The 20,115-nt window shown below is 68.8% G+C and carries 19 protein-coding genes; 11 read left to right on the forward strand and 8 right to left on the reverse strand.

What is annotated here, in order from left to right:
- Window positions 1-1,118: YgfZ/GcvT domain-containing protein (locus tag QH270_RS30505; protein ID WP_280347761.1), on the reverse strand; the 1,118-nt coding region annotated here is incomplete at its 3' end.
- A gap of 70 nt (window positions 1,119-1,188) precedes the next feature.
- On the opposite strand from QH270_RS30505, the gene QH270_RS30510 reads away from it, so the two are divergent.
- The 5 genes from QH270_RS30510 (at window position 1,189) to cydC (ending at window position 9,016) form a co-directional block, all read left to right on the forward strand.
- The gene (locus tag QH270_RS30510; protein WP_280347763.1) at window positions 1,189-2,091 is read left to right on the forward strand and encodes an aminodeoxychorismate lyase; all 903 of its coding nucleotides are present in this window, start codon (window positions 1,189-1,191) and stop codon (window positions 2,089-2,091) included.
- A gap of 165 nt (window positions 2,092-2,256) precedes the next feature.
- Window positions 2,257-3,753, forward strand: a complete 1,497-nt coding sequence (locus QH270_RS30515) for a cytochrome ubiquinol oxidase subunit I (RefSeq protein ID WP_280347765.1) — start codon at window positions 2,257-2,259, stop codon at window positions 3,751-3,753.
- Window positions 3,754-3,763: 10 nt separating this feature from the next.
- The gene (gene cydB / locus QH270_RS30520; RefSeq protein WP_280347767.1) at window positions 3,764-4,789 is read left to right on the forward strand and encodes a cytochrome d ubiquinol oxidase subunit II; all 1,026 of its coding nucleotides are present in this window, start codon (window positions 3,764-3,766) and stop codon (window positions 4,787-4,789) included.
- A 277-nt stretch (window positions 4,790-5,066) separates the two neighbouring features.
- The gene (gene cydD, locus QH270_RS30525) at window positions 5,067-7,100 is read left to right on the forward strand and encodes a thiol reductant ABC exporter subunit CydD (protein WP_280347769.1); all 2,034 of its coding nucleotides are present in this window, start codon (window positions 5,067-5,069) and stop codon (window positions 7,098-7,100) included.
- 5 nt (window positions 7,101-7,105) lie between these two features.
- Window positions 7,106-9,016, forward strand: coding sequence for a thiol reductant ABC exporter subunit CydC (cydC, locus tag QH270_RS30530; protein ID WP_432420456.1), 1,911 nt, complete (start codon window positions 7,106-7,108; stop codon window positions 9,014-9,016).
- Window positions 9,017-9,357: 341 nt separating this feature from the next.
- On the opposite strand, the gene QH270_RS30535 is transcribed toward cydC, so the two are convergent.
- From QH270_RS30535 to QH270_RS30560, 6 genes are all read right to left on the reverse strand, one after another.
- Window positions 9,358-10,047, reverse strand: a complete 690-nt coding sequence (locus QH270_RS30535; protein WP_232996412.1) for an FABP family protein — start codon at window positions 10,045-10,047, stop codon at window positions 9,358-9,360.
- A gap of 181 nt (window positions 10,048-10,228) precedes the next feature.
- Window positions 10,229-10,534: a DUF1416 domain-containing protein gene (locus tag QH270_RS30540; RefSeq protein ID WP_189030076.1), complete on the reverse strand. Its 306-nt coding sequence runs from the start codon at window positions 10,532-10,534 to the stop codon at window positions 10,229-10,231.
- Window positions 10,535-10,538: 4 nt separating this feature from the next.
- Entirely contained in the window at window positions 10,539-11,372 is an 834-nt protein-coding gene (locus QH270_RS30545; protein ID WP_019044855.1) for a sulfurtransferase, read from the reverse strand.
- 48 nt (window positions 11,373-11,420) lie between these two features.
- Window positions 11,421-11,888, reverse strand: coding sequence for a DUF4395 domain-containing protein (locus QH270_RS30550; protein ID WP_280347778.1), 468 nt, complete (start codon window positions 11,886-11,888; stop codon window positions 11,421-11,423).
- Window positions 11,889-12,164: 276 nt separating this feature from the next.
- Window positions 12,165-12,599 (reverse strand): thioredoxin family protein, encoded by a 435-nt coding sequence (locus tag QH270_RS30555; protein WP_280347780.1) that lies wholly within the window; start codon window positions 12,597-12,599, stop codon window positions 12,165-12,167.
- Window positions 12,596-13,441 carry an LmeA family phospholipid-binding protein gene (locus tag QH270_RS30560; RefSeq protein WP_280347782.1) on the reverse strand — a complete coding sequence of 282 codons (846 nt, stop codon included), beginning with the start codon at window positions 13,439-13,441 and terminating at the stop codon, window positions 12,596-12,598. Before QH270_RS30560 ends, QH270_RS30555 begins: the two co-directional genes overlap by 4 nt.
- A gap of 161 nt (window positions 13,442-13,602) precedes the next feature.
- On the opposite strand from QH270_RS30560, the gene QH270_RS30565 reads away from it, so the two are divergent.
- From QH270_RS30565 to pstB, 6 genes are all read left to right on the forward strand, one after another.
- Window positions 13,603-14,364 carry a winged helix-turn-helix transcriptional regulator gene (locus tag QH270_RS30565; RefSeq protein WP_280347784.1) on the forward strand — a complete coding sequence of 254 codons (762 nt, stop codon included), beginning with the start codon at window positions 13,603-13,605 and terminating at the stop codon, window positions 14,362-14,364.
- An 88-nt stretch (window positions 14,365-14,452) separates the two neighbouring features.
- Window positions 14,453-15,364: a mycothiol synthase gene (mshD, locus tag QH270_RS30570; protein ID WP_280347786.1), complete on the forward strand. Its 912-nt coding sequence runs from the start codon at window positions 14,453-14,455 to the stop codon at window positions 15,362-15,364.
- 293 nt (window positions 15,365-15,657) lie between these two features.
- A complete protein-coding gene (gene pstS, locus QH270_RS30575; protein ID WP_280347788.1) occupies window positions 15,658-16,770 on the forward strand; it encodes a phosphate ABC transporter substrate-binding protein PstS in 1,113 nt (370 codons plus the stop codon).
- Window positions 16,771-16,861: 91 nt separating this feature from the next.
- Window positions 16,862-17,833, forward strand: a complete 972-nt coding sequence (pstC, locus tag QH270_RS30580; RefSeq protein ID WP_280347790.1) for a phosphate ABC transporter permease subunit PstC — start codon at window positions 16,862-16,864, stop codon at window positions 17,831-17,833.
- Complete coding sequence (gene pstA, locus QH270_RS30585; protein WP_280347792.1) at window positions 17,833-18,738, forward strand: phosphate ABC transporter permease PstA; 906 nt, start codon at window positions 17,833-17,835, stop codon at window positions 18,736-18,738. Before pstC ends, pstA begins: the two co-directional genes overlap by 1 nt.
- Window positions 18,739-18,757: 19 nt before the next feature.
- Window positions 18,758-19,534, forward strand: a complete 777-nt coding sequence (gene pstB, locus QH270_RS30590; protein WP_280347794.1) for a phosphate ABC transporter ATP-binding protein PstB — start codon at window positions 18,758-18,760, stop codon at window positions 19,532-19,534.
- 57 nt (window positions 19,535-19,591) lie between these two features.
- On the opposite strand, the gene QH270_RS30595 is transcribed toward pstB, so the two are convergent.
- Complete coding sequence (locus QH270_RS30595) at window positions 19,592-19,792, reverse strand: hypothetical protein (RefSeq protein ID WP_280347796.1); 201 nt, start codon at window positions 19,790-19,792, stop codon at window positions 19,592-19,594.
- Window positions 19,793-20,115 lie beyond the last annotated feature (323 nt).

The following is a 20,115-nucleotide window of genomic DNA, read 5'->3' on the forward strand; positions in this document are numbered from 1 at the left end:
CGCGCCCCCCCCCCCGCCACCACTTGGGGGGGGGGCACCTCGGGGGGGGCTTGGGGGGCGCCCTTGCCCCCCACAACCTTTGGGGGCCCGGGGGCCACCAAACGCTTCACCAGGGCCAGCGCGATCGGGCCGAGTTCGTAGTGGTCGACGACCGTGCCGAGCCTGCCGATGGTCCGGCCGCCCGCGGTGATGTCGTCGCCGGTGGTCGGCCGCTCGTCGGCCGAGCCGTCCAGGTGCAGCAGCACCAGATTGCGCGGCGGCTTGCCGAGGTTGTGGACCCGGGCGACGGTCTCCTGCCCGCGGTAGCAGCCCTTGTTCAGGTGGACCGCGCCGTGCTCGTCGACACCGCCGATCCAGCGGGCCTCGTGCGGAATGGTGCGCTCGTCGGTGTCGACGCCGATGCGCGGCCGCAGGTCGGCCACGCGCAGCGCCTCGAAGGCCCACATGCCCGCCGGCTGGGCGCCCGCCGCGGTGAGCCTGGTCCACCAGTCGGTGAGTTCGGCACGCGGGATGATCAGGTCGAAGGAGTCGGCGCTCGGCCACGGCATGCGCCGCAGGAAACCGCCGGGCACCGCGACCGCCTCGTACACCCCGGGCAGCGCGGTGATGCCGAGCGTGTCGAGCAGCGTGCCGACCCGCGGGCCGAGCAGGCTCAGCACGGCGTGATCGGGGGCGTCCTCGGGTTTGGCGTCGGCCCAGAAGACCATCTTCTGGAGGAAGGCCAGCAGTTCGGCGGCGCGCTCGGCCTCGGTGTCGAGCCAGACGGTGCCGTCCAGCTCGGTGAGCACGAAGTGGTGCAGCACGCGGCCGTTGAGATCGAGGTCCAGATTCTCGGCGCTGTGCCCGTCGGGCAGCGCGGCGATGTGCTGGCTGGTGATGGTGTGCAGCCAGCTCAGGCGCTCGGCGCCGGTGATCTTGGCGATGCCGCGATGGGAGCGATCGACGACCGCGACGCGCTGCGCGGCGGCCTTCTGCTCACCGAACGGATCGCCGTAATGCCAGGCGACCGCGGCGTCCGGCGAGCCCGGTGCGCCCGCGACGGCACCTGGAGTGTGGAGAACAGGACTGGGGGCGACGACCACCGACACGACAACCACTGTAGGCGCGTCCTCCGACATGCGCTCACAGTGGGCGTCCGATTCGGAGCAGCCATAGGCATAACGGACCGATAACGCCTACGCTCGTCACATGGGAGAACGGGTTCTTGTGACACTCGACGGCGCGGTCGCAGATGCGGACGCGCCGTCACTTTATGCCGACGACATCGGCGCCTTGCGTGGCGATGGCGTCTTCGAAACGATTTTGGTGCGCGGCGGCACGGCCACCGCGCTGGAATTCCACCTGGCCAGGCTGCGCCGCTCGGCCCAGGCGCTCGACCTGCCGGAGCCCGGCCTGTCGAAGTGGCGCGCCGCGGTGGAGGTGGCCTGCAAGGAATGGGGCGCCGACGAAGAGGGCATGCTGCGGCTGATCTATACCCGCGGCCGCGACTCCGAATACGACGCGCCGGCCGGTCTCAGTTCGAACGAGCCGAAGCCCACCGCGTATGTGCTCGTCTCCCCGGTCCCCGCTCGCGTCGCCACGGCCCGCACCGAGGGCGTGAAGGTGATGTCGCTGGCCCGCGGCATCTCGGTCGATCTGGCGCAGGCCGCGCCCTGGCAGCTGCTCGGCGCGAAGACGCTGTCGTACGCCACGAACATGGCCGCGCTGCGTTTCGCCCGGCGGATGGGCGCCGAGGACGTGATCTTCCACAGCACCGAACACCGGGTGCTCGAGGGCCCGCGGTCGACGGTGGTGATCGCCCGCGACAAGCAGCTCATCACCCCGCCGGCGAAGAGTGGCGTGCTGCCCGGGGTAACCCAGCGTTCGCTCTTCGCGGTCGCGGAGAAACAGGGCTGGGAGTGCAAGTACCAGTCGCTGTTCACCGCCGACCTGTTCGACTGCGACAGCATCTGGCTGCTGTCGAGCATCACGCTCGCCGCGCGGGTGAATCAGCTCGACGGTGTGCGCATGTCGGCGCCGGACAACGCCGACGAGATCAGGGAAATGGTCGACCTCGGAATCGAGAAGCCGGGCACCATCGGGGACTGGTAGCCGGATGCGGGGCACGGGTGGGCGTGCCCCCGCGGCGTCGGTCACGGCGCGTATATCCGATTGTGCGGCAATCTTTCAGCGTGTCGTGGCGGTTGTCACGCCCGGGGGAGGCGATATCCGGCGTACGATCTACTACGACATGTCGTAGTAGTGGCTGGAGGTCGGATGGACACGCTGGACGTCTCCCGGTGGCAGTTCGGTATCACCACCGTCTACCACTTCATCTTCGTTCCGCTCACCATCGGTCTGGCGCCGCTGATCGCCATGATGCAGACCGCGTGGGTGGTCACCGGTAAAGACCATTGGTACCGGCTCACCAAGTTCTTCGGCAAGCTGTTCCTGATCAACTTCGCGCTCGGCGTCGCCACCGGCATCGTGCAGGAATTCCAGTTCGGCATGAACTGGAGCGAATACTCCCGCTTCATCGGCGACATCTTCGGCGCGCCACTGGCTCTGGAAGCGCTCATCGCCTTCTTCATGGAGTCGACGTTCATCGGCCTGTGGATCTTCGGCTGGACGCGGCTACCGAAACTCGTGCACCTGGCGACCATCTGGATCGTCGCGTTCGGTGTCAACGCCTCGGCCTACTTCATCGTCGCCGCGAACTCGTTCATGCAGCACCCGGTCGGCGCGCGCTACAACCCCGAGACCGGCCGCGCCGAACTGGAGAGCATCTGGGCGCTGCTCACCAACAACACGACTCTGGCCGCGTTCCCGCACGTCATCGCGGGTGCGTTCCTCACCGCGGGCACCTTCGTCGCCGGTATCGCCGGCTGGTGGATGGTGCGCAACGCGCGCAGCGGGGACGCGGCGAAACTCGAACAGGCGCGCACCATGTGGCGCCCGGCCGGACGCGCCGCGCTGGTGGTCGTGGCCCTGTCCGGGGTCGCGCTGATCTTCACCGGCGACATCCAGGGCAAGCTGATGTTCGAGCAGCAGCCGATGAAGATGGCCTCGGCGGAATCGCTGTGCCACACCCAGACCGACCCCGACTTCTCCATCCTCACCGTCGGTACGCACAACAACTGCGACAGCGTCACCCACGTGCTCGAAGTGCCCTACGTGCTGCCCTATCTCGCCAAGGGCGAGTTCACCGGCGTGACCCTCGACGGTGTGGTCGACCTCCAAGAGACCTACAAGGTGAAATACGGTCCCGGCGACTACCGGCCCAACCTGTTCGTCACCTATTGGTCCTTCCGGGCCATGATCGGCCTCGCCGCCGGTTCGGTGGCGCTGCTGCTGGCCGGATTCTGGGTGACGCGCGGCGGTCGCGTGCCCGATCAGCGCTGGTACTCCTGGCTGAGCCTGCTCGCCATCCCCACCCCGTTCCTGGCCAACAGCGCGGGCTGGGTGTTCACCGAGATGGGACGCCAGCCCTGGGCGGTGGTGCCCAACCCGACCGGTGATCCGAACATCAGGATGACCGTGCAGCAGGCGGTCTCCGATCATGCGCCCGCCACCGTGTGGATCTCGCTCATCGTGTTCACGCTGCTCTACGGGGCGCTGGCGGTGGTGTGGTTCTACCTGATCCGGCGCTACACCGTGGCGGGCCCGGACGAACCGGCGCCCACCCCACCCGACGACGGCCCCGACGGCCCGGACACCGGCAGGCACCACAAGCCGGAAGAGCCTGCCGTCGAACAACTTTCCTTCGCTTACTAGGAGCCCGGCGATGAGTCTGCAGGAATTCTGGTTCGTCCTGATCGGCGTCCTGTTCACCGGCTACTTCGTGTTGGAGGGCTTCGACTTCGGCGTCGGCATGCTGATGCCGATCCTCGGCAAGGGGTCCGATACGCGCAGGCGCGTGGTGCTCAACACGATCGGGCCGGTGTGGGACGGCAACGAGGTCTGGTTGATCACCGCGGGCGGCGCCATGTTCGCGGCCTTCCCGGAGTGGTACGCGAGCATGTTCTCCGGGTTCTATCTCGCGCTGTTGCTGCTGCTGGTGGCGCTGATCCTGCGGATCTGCGCGATCGAGTACCGCGCCAAGATCAACGATCCGAAGTGGCGGTCCTGGTGCGACATCGGCATCGGGATCGGCTCCTGGGTGCCGGCGCTGGCCTGGGGCTGGGTCTTCGCGAACCTCGTGCGTGGGCTGCCGCTGAACGAGGAACGCCAGATCGTCGGCTCGGTGGGGGATTTCTTCAGCCCCTACGCGCTGCTCGGCGGACTGGCCACCGGCATCCTGTTCGCGCTGCACGGCGCGGTGTTCCTGGTGCTCAAGACCGGCGGCGAGGTCCGCGACGACGCCCAGCGCGTCGCCCGGTTGCTGCTGGTGCCCACCGCGGTCGTCGTCGGCGCGTTCGGTCTGTGGACCCAGCTCGCCTACGGCGCGGGCTGGACCTGGGCCGTGCTGGTGACCGCCGTGCTCGGACTCGTGCTCACCGGCGCGGCCAACGTGGGCGGTCGCGACGGCTGGGCCTTCGTCGGCACCACCGTCACCATCATCTCCGCGACCGTGCTGATCGTCGGTTCGATGTTCCCGAACGTGCTGCCGTCGACCATCAGCCCGATGTTCGACCTGACCATCGACAACGCGTCGTCCTCGGCCTACACGCTGAAGGTGATGAGCTGGGCCGCCCTGCTGGCCACCCCGGTCGTGCTGGTCTACCAGGGCTGGACGTACTGGGTGTTCCGCAAGCGGCTGACCGTCGAGCAGATCCCGCCGGCGACCGGGCTGCTGCTGAGCAAGGACTGAGCCGGTGGGAGCGGCGGATTCGCCCCGCGAGGGTCTGGACGGGGCGAACTCTTCGCCGGGCGAAGGGGGATTGGGCGGGGCCGAAGCGTCGGGCGAATCGGGCTCGAGCGCTGGTGCGGGGTCGTCGGGACGATCGGTGCCGGCTGTGGGGTCCGGGGCGAGTTCGTCGCCCGGCCGATCGGAGTCGGGCGTGGGCGCTGAGGCGGAATCGTCGGGCGGTTCGGGTTCAGGCGCCCGTGCGGGCGTGATGTCGGCGGTGGGCGGTCCGGAGTCGGACATGGCAGCGGTCGCGCCTGGGCGGAAGGTGCGGCGCGGGCCGGTGGATCCGCGGCTGCTGCGGTACGCCCGGGCGGCGCGGCTGCATCTCGTGGCGGCGGTGCTGCTGGCACTGGTGATCACCGCGAGCATCGTGGTGATGGCCGTGGTGCTGGGCCGCGTGCTCGCCGGCGTCATCACCGATCCCGGACTGCGCGAGTTCTCCGCGTGGACCACCGAATTGCTCGTCCTCGCGGGCGCGGTGGCCGTGCGCGGGGCGGCCAGCTGGTGGCAGGCGCGGCTGGCGCACCGGGCCGGCGCCACCGTCGTCGCCGAACTCGAGTCGGCGGTACTGCGCGCGGGTGCCGAACTCCCGCCCCGGGAGCTGGACGCGCGGCGCACCGAGCTCGCCGTGGTGGTCGGCGACGGGCTGAGCGGGCTGCGCGGCTGGTTCACCGGCTACCTGCCCGCGTTGTTGCTGGCCTGCCTGGTGCCCCCGATCGTGTTGGTGGTCATCGCCTTCCACGACCCGACCTCGGCGCTGATCGCGGTGATCACCGTGCCGCTCATCCCGCTGTTCATGGTGCTCATCGGCCTGCTCACCCAGGGCCGTGCCGAAGCCACCCTCGCCGCCACCACGCGCCTGTCCGACCAGCTCCTCGATCTGTTCGCGGGCATGCCGACGCTGCGCGCGCTCGGCCGTGAGGGGCCGACCGGCCCGACGATGGTGGATCAGGTTCGGGCCCTGGGTGATGCGCTGCGTCAGCGCACCATGCGCGCATTGCGGATCGCCTTCCTCTCCTCGATGGTCCTGGAATCGCTGGCGACCCTGAGTGTCGCGCTGATCGCCGTCGCCATCGGCCTGCGCCTGGTCTACGGCGAGATGACGTTGTACGCGGGCCTCGTCGCGCTGATCCTCGCGCCGGAGGTCTACTGGCCGCTGCGGCAGGTGGGGGAGAAGTTCCACGCCGCGCAGGACGGAATGGCGGCCGCCGACAAGGCTTTCGCCGTCCTGGAGGCCGGAACTCCAGGTGTCCGCCCCGGGGTCCGTGGTCCGAGCGAGTACACGGCCGCGTCAACAGGCTCAGGTGGACGGGGCGTCGCCGCGAACAACACCGAACTCGCGGCTGGACGTGGACGGTCCTCGCACGGGAGCGGCACGGCGGGTTCGCGAATCCTCGTGCGGGGGATGACTGTCGCGGCGCGGTCGGGGAACGCGCCCGATGCGTTGACCGCGGCGTTCGCGCCGGGGATAGTCACTGTGCTGACGGGTCCCAACGGGTGTGGGAAATCGACGACGCTCCAGGCGGTGCTCGGCTTGATCGAGCCGGATGCCGGTGCCGTTCTCGTCGACGACGTCGATGTCCGCGCGCTCGACTCCGACAGCTGGTGGAGCCGCGTCGCCTGGCTGCCGCAGCGGCCGGTCCTGGTGCCCGGCACCCTGCGCGAGAACGTCGAACTGCTCGGCGCGCACACCGACGCCGACCTCCTCGACGAGGTCAGCGCCACAACAGGTTTCGCGTCCGTGCTCGCCGCGCTTCCCGACCGCTGGGACACCCGCGTCGGCCAGGGCGGCGTCGGCCTGTCCCTCGGTGAACGCCAGCGCCTGGCTCTCACCCGCGTCCTCGCCGCCCGCCGCCCGATCCTGCTCCTCGACGAACCCACCGCCCACCTCGACTCCGCCACCGAACAACACGTCCTGCGCACCCTGCGCACCCTCGCCACCGATGGCGCGACCGTCGTGATCATCGGCCACCGCCCCACCGTGCTGGCGGCCGCCGACGTGGTCGTCCAGGTCGCTGGAACCGCCCACCAAGCCGATGCACCGCCCCCGGATGGCGATGGTGGTGCATCGGGTGACAGGCCCGATTCCGCAGCGACGCCCGTACAGGGGGACACGGGCGAGAGGTCGGCACGACGGGAGGAAATGCAGGCTGCGAACCGCGGTGGACTCGACTCGGTTGGTACAGAGGGAACCCGGGCGACCGACGGCGCAGGACTCGGTGCGAAGCGAGGCACCGAGGATCGATCGGATGCGGGGGTGCGGGTGTGGTGAGTGTGATGCGGACGGCGGCTCGCGGCCCCGAGCGGGCCTCGTTGACGCGGGATCTGCGGGATATGTGGCAGTTGCTCGCGCTGTCGCCGTGGCGCGTGGTGGTCGCGATCGCGTGGGGTGTGGCGGCGCTCGGTAGTGGGCTGGCGTTGGCCGCGCTGGCGGCGTGGTTGATCGCGCGGGCGTGGCAGATGCCGCCGGTGCTGTATCTGAGTGTCGCGGTGACTTCGGTACGGGCGCTCGGCATCTCGCGCGGGCTGTGCCGGTATCTGGAGCGGCTCGCCAGCCACGATGTGGCCCTGCGGGCGATGACCTCGGCGCGGACCACGGTGTACCGCACGCTGGCACACTCGGATATCTGGTGGTGGCGGACCACGTCAGCGGACCGTTTCGGGGCGAGCTCGGCGGTAGGCCATGACGAAGCGGCCGCAGATCGCGCAGCGGGTCGTTTCGGCGCAGGCTCGGCGGTAGGTCGGGGCGAGGCAGGTGCGGTTCGTGAGGCCGGGCCGCGCGGCGGCGATCTGCGGGAGTTGCGGCGGGGTGATCTGCTGGTCCGGATCGGCAGGGACATCGACGATCTCGGTGCCGTGGTGGTGCGGGTATTGGTCCCTGTCGCGGTCGCGGTGGTGTTGTCGCTGGCGGCGGTGGTGCTGATCGCGTTCATCTCCGTACCGGCCGCGGTGATTCTCGCGGTCGCGCTGGCGGTGTCGGGGATGCTCGCGCCCTGGCTGTCGAGCCTGGCCGCGCGGGAGGCCGACGAGGCGAACCAGGCCGACCGCGCCGAGTTCACGGCCGAGGCTCTCACGGTGCTCGACCACGCTCCTGAACTGCGCGTCGCGGGCAAGCTCGACACGGCTCTGGCCAAGGCGGACGCGGCGACCGGCCGGGCGGTCCGCGCCGAGGACACCGCCGCCGCCCACAGCGCCTGGGCCGCCGCGGCGACCCCGCTGTCGATCGGCGTCAGCGCCCTGGGCGCCCTCCTGGTCGGCATCGCCGCCTACGGCCCCACCGGCGGCCTCCCCGGCGGCATGACCCCGATGGCCCTCACGATCCTCGTCCTCGTCCCCCTGTCCGCCTTCGAAGCCGTCGGTGCCCTCCCCGCCGCCGCCACCACCCTCACCACCTCCCGAGCCGCCCTCCACCGCCTCCGCGCCGCTGAGTCCGGTCGCACCGCTGAGTCCGGCCGTGCGGTGGAGCCCGGCGGTGCGGTGGAGACCTCTCGCACCTCCGAACCCGGTCGTAGCCGAACAGTCGAGGCAGGCGATGGCCCCGCGGGCGGCCGAACTGCACCGGACGACGCCGCCGCGCGTCGTAGGCCCGAGCTGGAAGGCGTGGGCGCCGCACGGATCCCGCTGCCCGCGGGGCGCCGTATCGCCGTTGTCGGGCCCAGCGGAGCGGGCAAGACCACTCTGCTCATGGCGTGGGCCGGACTGTTCGACAGACCCGGTGACGGCGTCACGTTCTTCGCCGAGGACGCGCACCTGTTCAGCACCTCGATCCTGGAGAACCTGCGCGTCGCCCGGGGTGACCTCACCACCGCGGAGGCCGAGGACGCCCTGCGCGCGGTCGGGCTCGGGCCGTGGCTCGACTCGCTCGCCGAGGGCGTCCACACCACACTCACCGGGGGCGCGGCGGCCGTCTCCGGCGGGCAACGGCGGCGGATCCTGCTGGCTCGGGCGCTGGTCGCCCCAGCGCACACGCTGCTGCTCGACGAACCCACCGAGCATCTCGCCGCCGCCGAGGGCGAAACCCTGCTGCGCGAACTGCTGGACGCGCACAGCGGCCTGGTCGACCCCGACCGCACGGTCGTCGTCGTCACCCACCAGCTGCCCGCCGATCATCGCGCCGACACAGTCGTCACCGTCGACGGCTCCGGCGTCACGAGTACTGCTGAACGCCCAGCTCAGGGCCGCAATTAATTCGATTGCCGACCGACGGGCGCCCCGATAGATTCATCGGTACACAAGAGAGGAGGTGATCTGAGGAATGGTTATTCATCGGATGCGTGAGGTGGCTGCCCGCTAGCACCACCACTGCGGGAATTCCCCAGCGGTGCGCTGAGCGAATCCCAGGCAGTCACCCGACCCCCGAGCCCCCGGAGTATCCAACCGGGATCACCGAGTTCTCACCGAACCCGGCGATATGGCTCGGGGGTCGCTCCATTTCCGGCGGAAATCCGATCGCCATCGATGCCTGACCGGAACAGTGGCGGTGGAAGTCGCCACGATCTGGTCACCGCGGCGGCTTCCGGTCGGCCGGTCTAACCGATGTAGCGCTGCAGGCGGGCCGAGAGGCGGGGTTCGAGTGCGCCGTCGGCGTCGACTCGTTCCTCCACGTAGGCCAGGTCGCCACCTTCGACGATGCCGTAGAGGCGCTTGGCGCCGCCGACGACCGCGCCGGACTGGCTGCGGATCACCACGTCGGTGGCCAGCTCCCAGGACGACTGCGTGCGGGCGGTGCCGTAGAACAGTTCGACGATGCCGGAGCTGTGGGTGAGCAGCAGTTCGAGCATCTCGTCGTCGCCGTCGGTGCCGACCCGCCAGAAGCCGCTCTCGCGCAGATCGGGGCGCTCGTAGCTGCCCTCCGCGTCGAGCTTCCAGGTCTGCGACTCCCAGACCAGGTAGTCCCCGCCGTCGTGGGAGACGATGATCTGCTGGCCGAAGCGGTAGTCGCCGTCGCTGGGGTGATTGCCCTCGCCCTCGCCGCGCCAGACGCCGACCATGGGCAGCAGGGCCAGCATGGCGTGGTTGAGGTCGGGGCCTTCGCGCAGATTCGCGGTGTCGTCGGGCAGCGGAAGATCCGGCAGGACCGAGATGTTTCGGACGCCGGTCTCTTTCGCACGCTCGGCCGCGATGTTCACGGCTTCGTCGCCACTACGACGCTCGGCCGGAGCGTCTTGCTCGGTACTCGCGCGCTCGGCCGGGGAACCTTCGCTCGCGAGACCGCTCATGACTCGGTGAACAGCCGGTAGAAGACGTACAGGCCGAACCAGCCGATGAGGATCGACACGGCGATGAGGAGAATCTCGAAGAAGAGGACCACGTTCCGGAGTCTAGCGAGTCCCGCCACCGAACACGACAACGGCCCTGGCAGTTCCCGCACGGGAACTACCAGGGCCGTTGTGAGGTTTCTTACTTCGCGACCGCGACGTCCACCGAGTGGATGCCCGCGCCCTCGGGGGTGACCGACGCCGAGCCGTTGCCCGACGAGGACAGCGCGCGCAGGGTCCACGAACCCGGCGCGGCGAAGAAGCGGAAGTCACCGGTGCCGGAGGCGACGACCTCGGCGGTGAAGTCACCGTTGCCGTCGAGCAGACGCACGAACGCGCCGCCCACCGGCTGACCGTCGGCGCTCAGGACGCGGCCGGTGATGACCGTCTCCTTCTCCACGTCGACGCCGGCCGGGATGGCCTGACCCTGGGTAGGTGCTGCACACATAGATTTACGCTCCCAACTCGATAGGTGCACCGACGAGCGAGCCGTATTCGGTCCAGCTGCCGTCGTAGTTCTTGACGTTCTGGTGGCCGAGCAGTTCCTGCAGCACGAACCAGGTGTGCGAGGAACGCTCACCGATGCGGCAGTAGGCGATGGTCTCCTTCTCGCCGTCCAGGCCCGCATCCTTGTAGAGCTCGGCGAGCTCGGCATCGGAACGGAAGGTGCCGTCCTCGTTGGCCGCCTTGCTCCACGGCACGTTGATCGCGCCCGGGATGTGGCCGGGACGCTGGCTCTGCTCCTGCGGCAGGTGCGCGGGAGCCAGGATCTTGCCGGAGAACTCGTCAGGGCTGCGCACGTCGACGAGGTTCTTGGTGCCGATGGCCGCGATGACCTCGTCGCGGAACGCGCGGATCGAGGTGTCGGGCGCGGCGGCCTTGTACTGGGTGGCGGGGCGCGAGACCGCGTCACGCGAGAGCGGACGACCGTCGAGCTCCCACTTCTTGCGGCCACCGTCGAGCAGCTTGACGTCGTTGTGGCCGTACAGCTTGAAGTACCAGTAGGCGTAGGCCGCGAACCAGTTGTTGTTGCCGCCGTAGAGCACGACGGTGTCGTCGTTGGCGATGCCGCGCGCCGACAGCAGGTCGGAGAACTGCTCCTGGTTCACGAAATCGCGACGCACCTGATCCTGCAGGTCGGTCTTCCAGTCCAGCCGGACGGCGCCCTCGATGTGGCCACCCTCGTAGGCGGAGGTGTCCTCGTCGACCTCGACGAAGACGACGCCGGGGGCGTTGAGGTTCTCTTCGGCCCAGTCAACGGAGACCAGGACATCGGAGCGAGCCATGTTGTTCCTTTCAGAGATGACTTGCAGGGTCTGTGAAAAAGCCGGAGCTCAGTTCGGTGCCGGGGCGTGCCGGCGGAGTCGGGCGACCAGCGGATAGATCTGGCAACCCAGGCAGACCCCGAACGCCGCGTTCAAGAACGCCGCGAACAGGGCGAAGCCGGCGAACACCGCGCCGACGATCGGGGAGCCGAGCGCGAAGCCCAGCAGGGCGAGACCGGCGAACGCGAAGCCGAGCAGCTGCGCGAAACGCAGCGGCGGCACGGGCTCGGTCTCGGTGGGCGGCCCGAGCCGCGGCGCGATGAACGCCGCGTAGATCCGGCCGTAGGGGTGCTTGGCCGGGCCCGCCGACGCGCCGATCGCGAACACCACGGCCTGCAGGCCGATCAGGATCGCGGCGGCGACGGGGGAGAAGGCGGCGGCGACGAGCACCAGAACCAGCACGCCGGTCGTCACCCAGGCCACGAAACGGGGCCCGCGGACGTCGACACGCTGTGGGGAATCGAGAGAAGTGGTCATTGTGCGAACTCCTGCGCTGATGAGTCTGTTGACTTCGGATCTGCCAGTTCGCCGGGGGATCGAGACGATCACTCGCGCGGCGGACATAGGTCGGCGTCAGGAATCTCAGAGGTGAGACGGCCGACCGTTCAGCGGCACAGGCAGCAACAACCACCGAGGCGACACAGATCAACTGTGCGGCGTCGGGTGAGCATCAGCTCGTGGTCGGATTGCACGAGAGGTAGTTTACCCGGTCTTCCCGGGAAATGTCCCGGCCCCCCTGTAGTGGGGGCTGGATCACACTGTCAGCGGCTCGAGCGCGGTGCGCAGATCGCCGGCCTTCGGCACGCCCGAGATGCGGAAACGTTCCTTGCCCTCGGCGTCGAAGACGAAGGTCGTCGGCAGTGAGAGCACGTTCAATTCGCGGGCGAGCGCGGGATCGGCGTCGATGTCGACCTCGATGTCGCGCGGGGCGTTCGGCGAATCCGACAGCTCGGCGGTGACCCCGGCGACGACCCGGCGGACCGCGTCGCACGGCCCGCACCAGTCGGCCGAGAAGTGCAGCACCGCGGGGCCCGCGCCGGTGACGCCCGCCGCGTCGAGCAGCCGGGCACGCTGCTCGGTCTCGGGGTCGAGGGTGGCGGGACGGACCCGGCCCTGACGGCGCCGCAGCAGCAGGCCGACCGCGACGGCGGCGAGCACGACGGCGGCGAGGATGACGAGTTCGATCATGGTTGCTGTAACCGGTCCAGGTCGATGGTCAGGGAGCGGCCGATGCCGTACACGATGATCTGGCCGCCTTTCGCCTCCACCTCGGTGGGGGCGATGCCGAACGGCAACTCCTTGGTATCGATCGTACGGCTGAACCGCTCGAGCACCGCGGGACGATCGACGTCGAGGATCTCGGTCTTGGTCGTCGAGGCGGGCGTATCGGTGGTGGAGGCGCGGTCGGTGTAGAAGCGGGTCGCCTGGATGCGGATCTTGTCGCCGTCGAGCATCAGATCGGCTTCCACCTGGACCTCGACCTTGGTGGCGTTGCTGGTCGGCATGGCGCCCGCGGGCAGGATGCGCCCGTTCGGCGCGACCGGCAGCGAACCCCTGAGCACGTGGGCGCCCGAGGTGGTCAGGCCGGAGCCACCGGAACCGCCGGTGCCGTCGGACTTGTCGGCGGGCGGGCCGAGCACCTGCAGGTCGGGGATGCCGAACAGCCTGCCGAGTTCGATCGGCTCGATCGCCATCTGGGCCTCGACCCGGTCGACCGGGACCGCGCGCGCGGTGCCGTCGACCAGCTGGCCGACAGGCGCGTGCAGGCCGTAGAGGTTGGCCTCGAGCGCGATCTCGCCGGGGATGTCGGGTCGCTTGCTCCGCGCGCGGATCAGCACGTCGCCGTAGCGGCCCGACGCCGCCTGGGCGAGGAAGGGGAATCCCTTCACGGTCACTTCGGGGTCGGCCGACAACTCGGCTCCGGCCCGCAGCTGCCGCGACACGTGGTACTCCGTGTAGGCGGCGGCGCCGAAATCGATCACCACCGCCACACCGGCCAGGCACAGCAGCCCGATGATCAGCTTGCGCATGGTTCTCACCCTAGCCGCGCCCGCCGCGTCGAGTCCGACGGGCCATGTTGCGAGGTAGTGCGGGTATAGGCGCTAATGTTGCACACGACTTACCTGTGTTTCGGCGACGTAGCTACGCGGCTGCTGTCGTCCGCGGAGCCACGAGATAGGAGGAGAGCCCGGTGGAGCTGCTCCTACTGACCTCCGACCCCAACCCGGATTCCGTGCTGCCCTCGTTGTCGCTGCTGGCGCACAACGTCCGGCCCGCGCCGACCGAGGTGTCGTCCCTGCTCGAGGCGGGTAGCGCCGATGTCGCGCTGGTCGACGCCAGAACCGATCTGGCCGCCGCGCGCGGCCTGTGCCGGCTGCTCGGCAGCACGGGTTCGTCGGTGCCGGTGGTCGCGGTGCTCACCGAGGGCGGTCTGGTGGCCGTCAACGCGGACTGGGGCCTGGACGACATCCTGCTGCCCGGCACCGGTCCCGCCGAGCTGGACGCGCGGCTGCGGCTGCTCGTCGGCCGCAACGGTGGCGTGGCCAGCCCCGAGAACACCGGCAAGATCACCCTGGGTGAACTGGTGATCGACGAGGGCACCTACACCGCACGGCTGCGCGGCCGCCCACTCGATCTCACCTACAAGGAGTTCGAGCTGCTCAAGTACCTCGCCCAGCACGCGGGCCGGGTGTTCACCCGCGCCCAGCTGCTGCAGGAGGTCTGGGGCTACGACTTCTTCGGCGGCACCCGCACCGTCGACGTGCACGTGCGGCGCCTGCGCGCCAAGCTCGGCAGCGAGTACGAGTCGCTGATCGGCACGGTGCGTAATGTCGGTTACAAGGCGGTGCGCCCGGCCCGAACCCCGGCCACCAAGGGCGACGCGGTGAGCTTCCCCGACGAGGACGTCGACGGCGACGACTCGCTGGCGCCGCTCAACGGCACCGCGCAGTAGCGCGCGACAGGCCAGCGCAATAGCGCGCGACAGACCAGCGCAGTAGCGCGCGACAGACCAGCGCAATAGCGACACTGAGGACGGTTCGATGGCGCAGACAGCAACCCTGACCTGGACCGACCAGGTGGCGCCCGAGGTGGCGACCCGGGTGCGCGCCGTACTCGACCGGGCGAAGGCCAGCGACGGCGTGGCACCGGTATCCGAGCAGGCGGTGCTCTCACTCGCCGACGCGGAGCCGGGCACCCGGCATCTGCTCGCCGAGCGGGCCGGCGAGGTCGTCGGTTACGCGAATCTCGTTGCCGCGCATGCCGAACACCCCGCGATGGCCGAGGTCGCGGTGGACCCGGACGCACGCGGTGACGGGATCGGCGCCGAACTCGTCCGGGCGGCGTTGTCCGAGGGCGGCGACGGCGCGCGGGTCTGGGCGCACGGTGACCTCCCCGCGGCCAAGGCGCTCGCCGGACGCCTCGGCTTGGTCACGGCGCGGGAGCTGTGGCAGATGCGCCGATCGCTGGCAACCCCTGAGCTACCGGAACTGGTGCTGCCCGAGGACCTCCTGCTGCGGACCTATCAGGGCGCCGTCGACGATGTCGAACTGCTGCGGGTGAACAACGCCGCGTTCGCCTGGCATCCCGAACAGGGCGGCTGGGCCGAGCGCGATATCGCGGCCCGCCGCGCGGAATCCTGGTTCGACCCGGCGGGCCTGTTCCTGGCCTTCGACGCCGCCGCCCCCGACCGCTTGCTCGGCTTTCACTGGACCAAGGTCGCGCCCGACGCGGCGCCGGCCGGCGAGGTCTACGTGGTCGGCATCGATCCGGAGGCGCAGGGCCGTGGCCTGGGCCGACTGCTGACCCTGGCCGGTCTGCACTACCTGCGCGCCAGGGAACTGTCGGAGGTGTTGCTCTACACCGAGGCCGACAACGACGCGGCTGTGCGCACCTACACGAAATTGGGCTTCGCGCCCGCGCATATCGATGTCGCCTACGCGCTGCCGTCCTGATTGCGAGACACGTCACAGGTGTGATGAATTCTTCGGCGCGGCTGAATAGTGCGCGCCTGGCCGGGTAAGAGCGAGTAAAACTGGGGCAAACGTCACATTCGTGGCGGAAATCGCGCTTGGCTGTTCATTCCCCGTTAACCCGCGTCGGACCAACTGTCAACCGGACGAACCTAGGTTACTTCTGGGCGGCACAGTTGCCGCCCGGTGCGCGCGTTCCCCCGCGTTCCGCACCGCCAGAACTCGCCCGGGCCGGTGAGGGACCGAGCGAGTCATCCAGCTTTGTCGGAGGAAATGTGAACTTCAAGCGCACCAGTGCCCTGGTCGGCGTCTTCGCCGCGGGCGCCATGTCCCTTGCCGCCTGTGGCAGCGACGACAACACCGGTGGCGACACCAGCAACGCCGCCAACAGCAGTGTGACCTGCGAGGGCAAGAAGGCGCTGAAGTCCAGCGGCTCCTCCGCGCAGAAGAACGCCATGGAGCGCTTCGTCGCCGCGTACGAGAACAACTGCGACGGCTTCACCCTCAACTACACCTCCAGCGGCTCCGGCGCGGGCGTGAACGAGTTCATCGGCAACCAGACCGACTTCGCCGGCTCGGACTCGCCGCTGAGCTCGAAGAAGGAAGAGCCCGCGAAGGCGCAGGAGCGTTGCGGCGCCCCGGCGTGGAACCTGCCGACCGTCTTCGGCCCGATCGCCATCACCTACAACATCGACGGCGTCACCGACCTGGTCCTCGACGGCCCCACCGCCGCGAAGGTGTTCAACGGCGCGGTCACCACCTGGGATGCCCCCGAGATCAAGGCGCTGAACCCCAACGCCAAGCTGCCCTCGGAGAAGATCGCCGTGATCTTCCGCTCCGACGAGTCGGGCACCACCGACAACTTCCAGCTCTACCTCGACGCCGCCTCCGACGGCGCCTGGGGCAAGGGCGGCGGCAAGACCTTCAACGGCGGTGTCGGTGAAGGCGCCAAGGGCAACGAGGGCACCTCGGCCGCGATCAAGAACACCAAGAACTCGATCACCTACAACGAGTGGTCCTTCGCCAAGGCGCAGAACCTGTCGTACGCGCAGATCGTCACCTCGGCCGACAAGACCCCGGTGAAGCTCACCAACGAGTCGGCCGGTAAGGCCATCGACGGCGCGAAGATCAAGGGCGAGGGCAACGACCTGGTGCTCGACGTCAGCTCGTTCTACAAGCCGACCGTCGCGGGTTCCTACCCGATCATCATGCCGACCTACGAGATCGTCTGCTCGAAGTACGCCGACCCGGAGACCGGCAAGGCCGTCAAGGCGTTCCTGACCTCGGCGATCACCAACGGCCAGAACGGTCTGGACCAGGCCGGCTACGTGCCGATCCCGGAGCAGTTCAAGACCAAGCTGACCACCGCGATCAACGCCATCTCCTGATCGCTTCCTGGCCATGACCATGCACCCTGAGGTGACCGCAGCGGGCTCGTCGGACTCGACGGGCCCGCGGGCGGCCGGAGATACTGCGAATATGCCGACCGAACCGAAAAGCGACAAGGCCCCTGCCAAGGGTCGTTCCGGCGCGCTGAACGCCGAGACGATCTTCCGCTGGACGGCCACCGCGGCAGGCGCGACGATCGTCGCCGCCATCGCGCTGATCGCGCTGTTCCTGCTGATCCGCGCGGTCCCCTCGCTCAGGGCTGACGAGGTCAACTTCTTCACCAGCACCGAATTCTCCACCGGTGACGCGAACAACCTCCGGTTCGGCATCCGTGACCTGTTCATGGTCACGGTGCTGAGCTCGGTGTTCGCGCTCATCGTCGCGGTGCCGATCGGCGTCGGCATCGCCCTGTTCCTCACGCACTACGCGCCGTCGCGGCTCGCGCGGCCGTTCACGATGCTGATCGACCTGCTCGCCGCGGTGCCGTCGATCGTGTTCGGCCTGTGGGGCTTCCTGGTGCTGGCGCCGCAGATCGCGCCCGTCCAGGAATTCCTCAACGAGAACCTCGGCTGGCTGTTCCTGTTCTCCGACGGCAACGTCTCGATCGGCGGCGGCGGCACCATCTTCACCGCCGGTGTCGTGCTCGCCGTGATGATCCTGCCGATCATCACCTCGGTCGCCCGCGAGGTGTTCGCGCTGACGCCCCGCGCGCACATCGAGGCCGCGCAGGCCCTCGGTGCCACCAAGTGGGAAGTCGTGCGGATGACCGTGCTGCCCTACGGCCGCAGCGGTGTGATCGCCGGTTCCATGCTCGGCCTCGGCCGTGCGCTCGGTGAGACCATCGCGGTCCTCGTCGTGCTGCGCACCGCCAGCCAGGCGGGCAGCTGGTCGCTGTTCGACGGCGGCTACACCTTCGCGTCCAAGATCGCCTCGGCGGCCTCGGAATTCAGCGCGCCGCTGCCGACGGGCGCCTACATCGCCGCCGGCTTCGTTCTGTTCGCGCTGACCTTCATCGTCAACGCGCTGGCCCGCCTGGCCTCCGGTGGAAAGGTGAACGGCTGATGACCACCACGACGACCCTCGACAAGCCGATCAAGGCGCCGCCGTTCCGGCAGGTGGGCACCGCTCGCAAGGTCAAGAACAACATCGCGACCGGCCTGGTCACCCTCTGCTTCGTGATCGCGCTGATCCCGCTGGTGTGGGTGCTCGGCCTGGTGATCACCAAGGGCATCACCGCGATCGTCACCGCCGACTGGTGGCTGAACTCGCAGAAGGGCATCCTGCCGGACCAGACCGGCGGCGGTGTCTACCACGCGATCTACGGCACCATCGTGCAGTCCGCGGTCGCCTCGATCATCGCGGTGCCGCTGGGCATCATGGCCGCGGTCTACCTGGTCGAGTACGGCCGTGGCCGCCTCGCCAAGGTCACCACCTTCATGGTCGACATCCTCGCCGGTGTGCCCTCGATCGTGGCCGCGCTGTTCATCTTCGCGCTGTGGATCGCCACCTTCGGCATGCCGCAGAGTTCCTTCGCGGTGTCCCTGGCGCTCGTGCTGCTGATGCTGCCCGTGGTCGTGCGCAGCACCGAGGAAATGCTGAAGCTGGTGCCCGACGAGCTGCGCGAGGCGTCGTACGCGCTCGGCGTGCCGAAGTGGAAGACCATCCTGCGCATCGTCATTCCGACCGCCGCGCCCGGCATGATCTCCGGCATCCTGCTCGCGCTGGCCCGCGTCATGGGTGAGACCGCGCCCGTGCTGGTGCTGGTCGGCTACAGCAAGTCGATCAACCAGAACATCTTCGACGGCAACATGGCCTCGCTGCCGCTGCTGATCTACCAAGAGCTGGCCAACCCGGAGGCCGCGGGCCGCGAACGTGTCTGGGGTGCGGCGCTCACGCTGATCCTGATGATCGCGTTGCTGTACCTGGCCGCCGCCGGCGTCAACAAGCTGCTCACCCGGAACCGATAGAAGCGAACGGATAACTCAGATGGCCAAGCGGATCGACGTCAAAGATCTCAACATCTACTACGGTTCGTTCCACGCTGTGTCGAGCGTGGATCTGACCGTGCTGCCCCGCAGCGTCACCGCCTTCATCGGTCCCTCCGGTTGTGGCAAGTCCACCGTGCTGCGTTCGCTGAACCGCATGCACGAGGTGACCCCGAACGCGCGCGTCGAGGGCGCGGTGCTGCTCGACGGCGAGGACATCTACGGCGCCGCCATCGACCCGGTCGGCGTGCGCCGCACCATCGGCATGGTCTTCCAGCGCCCGAACCCGTTCCCCACCATGTCCATCAAGGACAACGTGGTCGCGGGCCTGAAGCTGCAGGGCATGCGCAACAAGAAGGAACTCGACGAGGTCGCCGAGCGCTCGCTGCGCGGCGCGAACCTCTGGAACGAGGTCAAGGACCGGCTCGACAAGCCGGGCGGCGGCCTCTCCGGTGGTCAGCAGCAGCGTCTGTGCATCGCGCGCGCGATCGCGGTCTCGCCCGACGTGCTGCTGATGGACGAGCCCTGTTCGGCACTGGACCCGATCTCCACCCTGGCGATCGAGGACCTGATCACCGAGCTGAAGAAGGAATTCACCATCGTCATCGTCACCCACAACATGCAGCAGGCCGCGCGTGTGAGTGACCAGACCGGTTTCTTCAACCTCGAGGCCCAGGGCAAGCCCGGCAAGCTGATCGAGATCGACGACACCGAGAAGATCTTCTCCAACCCCACCCAGCGCGCCACCGAGGACTACATCTCCGGCCGCTTCGGGTAAGCGAACCAACGAGAAAGCCCCCGCCTCCTGAGGAGTGCGGGGGCTTTCTCATCGGTGTCAGGAAACGACGATCCAGCCGTACTTGCCCTGGCCGTACGAGTAGCACAGCCACTTCGTCGAGCCCTCGTACTTGGTGTTGCCCACGGTGTTCGCGTTGCAGGGCGCCGACGGCGCGGCCGAGGCCTGCGGGGCGAGCAGTGCCGTGGTCAGGACCGTGGCAACGGCAACAAGCGCACCAGCGAAAAATCGTACAGACATGACGAAACCTCTTCCGTTTCAACAGTTTCCACAGAGGTTCCCCCATCAGAGCCCCCCCTTGCCAGGAAGCCTACCGAATTGTGTTGGCAGAGGCAATGACTCGCAGCGGCGAGGGGGAAACCCCCCCCCCCCGCGGGCGGGGCGGGGGGGGGGGGGGGGCCGGGAAAAAACAGGGGTTAAAAAAAAAAGGCGGTGGGGCACTTCACCGATGACCTCCTGGCGGTCGCTGCGTGTCAGGTAGACCATACTATGAAGCACATTTTTCCCGTACCTGAAAGTATGGAATTCGCCGTCAGGGCACGATCCGGTACTTCAGCATCATG

The organism is Nocardia neocaledoniensis, from assembly GCF_029868625.1.
Lineage (GTDB): Bacteria > Actinomycetota > Actinomycetes > Mycobacteriales > Mycobacteriaceae > Nocardia > Nocardia neocaledoniensis_A.